A 4,241-nucleotide genomic window follows, 5' to 3' on the forward strand; every position below is an offset into this window, starting at 1 on the left:
TTTATTAATTGCCGGAGGGGGAGGAATTGCGCTTTATACGGGAATAAATAATCGAGTTCCGGCTTTAGTTAATGCTGCTTTTGATGGAGTCTTGGCAGTAGCTACAGGTTTTGTAGGGAGAGTTTAGAGAATGTTAAAGTCTATCTCAAAAGTTAAGCGACCTCAATTATTATTAGATTCAAAAGATATACTCCCATTATGTTTTATCGGATTGACTACATTTAGCTTAATTAGTTTTTTATTCTTATTATTTCTCAGTTTTAAATTCAATCAACTTGCTACGAAGAAAACAACTTTTGTTCAATTAGTAAATGGTCGCTCTTTAGTTATCTCCGAACAAGATTATCTGTATCGCCACCCAGAAGTTATCAAAAATACTGTGAGACAATGGGCGAATTTAACATTCAACTGGGATGGAAATATTCCTGGAACCAAAGATATCGATAAAGGACGAGATATTGGGAAAGGCAAACGAATTACAACAAATGCTTATATTGGCTCATTTTTGATTCAATCGGGGAAACAGGGCTTTCGTCAAGCAGCGCTAAATGCGATCGCAGAAATTACACCCTCCCGTGTATTTGCTGGTCAAATCCGCTCCAAAATTATTATTTCCTACCTCTCTGCTCCTCGACAAATCAAAATGGGTGAGTGGGAAGTCGATATGGTGGCAACGCGAGTATTGGTTAATTTAGCAGGTGGTGCGGATGAGGAAATTAATTTTAATCGTACTTTTCGTTTACAAGCTGTAGATATTCCTTCCCAATCTCTCAATAATAACTCCCCACTAGAACAGCAATTATATGAAATCAGAAGTGCGGGTTTAGAAATCACAAAAATAGCTGAATTTACAACTAATAAATAGTCATATAAATCATGGATATTAATTATGGAAAACCTTCATGAAAGTTATACTAATGAATCAAATGATGAAGAACTGACTCCAGAGGAAGAATTAGAATTATCTGGATACCAACCAGAAAAAATAGCTTTAATTGATCGCGAATATCTCATCCAACGAGATTCCGAGCAAGCAGAACCAATTGACGACAGCGAAAATCCTTTAATTCGGTTTGCGATCGCATCGCTTTTAGTTGGTGGTGTAATGAGTTTTGGTTGGATGGTATGGTCGATTTTCCTTGCACCTAAACCTATTGTTAAAGCACCTATTCCAAAACCAACGGTGATAAACACAGCTTCCCCAGAAAGCGATGAAGCAGCGCGTCTCAAAGCTGAGTTAGCACTACGTAACCAAGAGAGTCGCAACCTGGAACAAACACAAACACAAGTTACTACTTCACCACAACCAAGCACAACGGAAAAAACTCAACGAACTCGTCCCGTTCCCACACCAAGACCAAGAATTATTCGCGAACGGGTTCTAGTTCCATCTCCACCAAGAATTGTTCGCGAAACAGTACCCGTTCAATCGCAATCAAAACCTGTTGCTCTAACGAAAGTTACTCCTTCTGTTGAAAAAATTGACCCCTTCGAGCGTTGGAATCAACTTGCGACTTTGGGACAACAAAGTATTAAAGGTGATGCTGTTACCGAAGTTGCGAAAAACAGTAATTCTGAGGAAGTAACTCAAGAAATAAACGCCAATAGTATTTCCCAAGATAGGGACGAACAAAATCTAAGCGAAAACACAAATATTATTCCCGCAGTCGCAATCGATAACAATCAATCTAATTTTCCTAGTGTTTTACGAAACTCAACCCAAACTCAAACACCTGGGGAGTGGGGTATTTTAAACCGAACCAATCCTAATCGCGATCGCAATAATTCCACAGTATTATTTCCCCAACATAATGACCCAACTCAAATCCAAATTGGGACAACTGCGAAGGGAGAAGTTTTAGTACCAATGATTTGGACACAGTCAGGAAAAAATGGGGTTAGATTTGCAGTGCGATCGCAACAAGAAGTCATTTCTACAAATAACCGCATTATTTTCCCCAAAGGCACAATTTTTATTGTCGATGTGGATGCGGTATCCGAGGAAAATAAATTAGTACAAAATAACGTCATAGCAAGTATTTTCACAGACAAATTTGGTCGCATTCAACAGCAACAAATACCCCAAGGTGTAATTTCTATTCAAGCAGAAAACCAGAAGCCATTGATTGCTAAATCGATGACGGATAAAGGTCAAGCGATCGCTCAACAAGATATTTTAATTGGATTGCTTGGTGCTGCTGGTCGTGCTGGAGAAGTTTTCAACCAAAATCAAAATCAATCTTCCATTACTACTTCCAATGGAGATTTTAACAGCCAAATAATCACAACCAAGGCAAATAAGCCAAATATTTTAGCCGCAGCAGTAGAAGGATTTTTCAAACCGATGTCACAGCGCTTGAGTCAACGTGCGGATAAAGCAAGCAGTGAGATTATTAAACGTCCAGATGTGGCGATTTTACCTGTAAATACAAAAGTATCGATATTTTTCAATAATTATCTTGAAATTTCGCCTTACAATTAGCGATTTATGAAAACAACAATGTTGATAAAATCAATTGCGATCGCTGTGGGAATATCAATTATTTGCAATGCCAATCCATCATTCTCTCAACCTGCAATATTAACAGTTAATGCTAGCCAAGCGAGAGGGATAAACTCACGAGCAATTGAGATAAAAGTTGGGAATGGGAGAGCAACTGTAATTGATTTTTCTGGAATCAATGAGCGGATTACCCAAGTTTTTCTATCCGACCCCAGCAATTTTACTTATTCTACCGATACACCCTTGGAAAATGGTCAATCTGCAACTTTATTTATCCGTCGAATTCAACCATTGAGATTTCCAAATCTAACGACAACTAGTAATACAAATTTGTTTATAAAAACTAGAAATAGTGATGGTCAATCTCATCTTTATACTTTTAATTTAAAGAAGATTAGTAGCGCTCCTATTTACAGTGGTATCGCAATTTCCAATCAAACACCTAACTCAGTAGGACATGAACCCAGCGTACAAGTAAGTTCTTCTCATAAAGCCACAATTAGTGATATCGAAAAAGGTTTAATTATTGCAATTCGTCGAGGTTATACTTCAGCATCTGACCCTGTAGTTACCAAAATTCGAGAATTTATTGCATTAGCTCGAAATACCTCAGATAAAACTTTAATTGAGATTGCTATACAAACAAAGGTTTCTCTTCCATTAATAACTGAGTTGGGTTTATTGGGAATCGAGGAAAAGTTAAAACCTCCCATATCTTTCCAACAATCATTGATAAATTTAGTTAAATAGTTAATTTTACTTAACACTTATAGTTGTGCTATAAGCGTACCCCTCCGTGGAAGTAAACTACGCGGAACGTGTCCCTTTGGGACTCAACTTAAGTCTTCAGCGATCGCACTATCTAAAAAACTCTCTCCATCCATCATGTCATTAAATCACTTGCATACCCTGTTTGACACGAGACAAGCAATTGTCGCACTAGAGACCCCAGTTACAGAAAGAAAGAGAGTATTGCAAATTTTATCGCAGTTGGCAAAACAACATAATTTACCTCTTTATTTTTGGAATATAGGTTATTCAAAATTACAGCAGGTGGATGATTCCTCGAATCTAAATAATAGTAATATTCCGTGTAAATCAGGTTTGGAATGGTTGTTCAATAATCCTACAATACCGGGTGTATTCGCTTTTGAAAGTGTCATCTCATCTACAGGTACAATAGCCCCAGAAACCAGAATCATCTTGAGTAATTTAGCTTACAGTTTTCCTATCAGTCATGCACCAAAATTTATAATATGCCTAGAAAGTTATGTCGAGCTTCCGAGTGATTTATTACCTTTAATCCCTGTCGTATATAACTCTTTACCGAACATTTCACAAGTTGAGAGTTTTATTGTTAGTAAATCTAATTTTACATCACATCTCAAAGCAAATCCGCAACTATTAGAACCATTTGTTAGAGCTTGTTTGGGTTTACCTCTGGGGGAATTAGAGATTTTATTTACTCGATTATTGAGATTATGTTGTAATCTCGAAGAACTCATTGATGGAGTTTTAAGTTACAAGAAAAGCAAACTCAAAAATCAAGGTGTTGAATTCCTTAGCGAACCGGATGTACCTCAAGCTGCTGGTTTAGATTTATTGGAAGATATTTTAGAACGCGCTGCGGTGTTGCTCAAGCCGGAAGCGAAGAAACATAACCTCAGTTTTCCTAAAGGGATGATTCTCTGGGGAGCACCGGGGACAGGTAAATCTCTGAGTGCGAAATTGGCTGCTT

At 37.6% G+C, this 4,241-nt stretch carries 3 protein-coding genes and 1 pseudogene; all 4 read left to right on the forward strand.

Translation table 11 applies throughout. From position 1 onward, the window contains the following. The first annotated feature begins 130 nt into the window (after positions 1 to 130). Positions 131 to 865 carry a hypothetical protein gene (locus tag VB733_RS27310; protein WP_323343182.1) on the forward strand — a complete coding sequence of 245 codons (735 nt, stop codon included), beginning with the start codon at positions 131 to 133 and terminating at the stop codon, positions 863 to 865. 24 nt (positions 866 to 889) lie between these two features. Beyond that, positions 890 to 2,482 (forward strand): hypothetical protein, encoded by a 1,593-nt coding sequence (locus tag VB733_RS27315; RefSeq protein WP_323343183.1) that lies wholly within the window; start codon positions 890 to 892, stop codon positions 2,480 to 2,482. Between the two features lie 18 nt (positions 2,483 to 2,500). Then, positions 2,501 to 3,253: a hypothetical protein gene (locus VB733_RS27320; RefSeq protein ID WP_323343184.1), complete on the forward strand. Its 753-nt coding sequence runs from the start codon at positions 2,501 to 2,503 to the stop codon at positions 3,251 to 3,253. A gap of 135 nt (positions 3,254 to 3,388) precedes the next feature. Then, a pseudogene (locus VB733_RS27325) lies at positions 3,389 to 4,241 on the forward strand (ATP-binding protein); the annotation flags it as partial.

The organism is Calothrix sp. UHCC 0171 (genome assembly GCF_034931845.1).
Lineage (GTDB): Bacteria > Cyanobacteriota > Cyanobacteriia > Cyanobacteriales > Nostocaceae > Brunnivagina.

What these genes read in the sequence shown, in the direction of transcription:
- VB733_RS27310 (WP_323343182.1), top strand. Translation starts at nt 131, where the DNA reads ATGTTAAAGTCTATCTCAAAAGTTAAGCGACCTCAATTATTATTAGAT.
- VB733_RS27315 (WP_323343183.1), top strand. Translation starts at nt 890, where the DNA reads ATGGAAAACCTTCATGAAAGTTATACTAATGAATCAAATGATGAAGAA.
- VB733_RS27320 (WP_323343184.1), top strand. Translation starts at nt 2,501, where the DNA reads ATGTTGATAAAATCAATTGCGATCGCTGTGGGAATATCAATTATTTGC.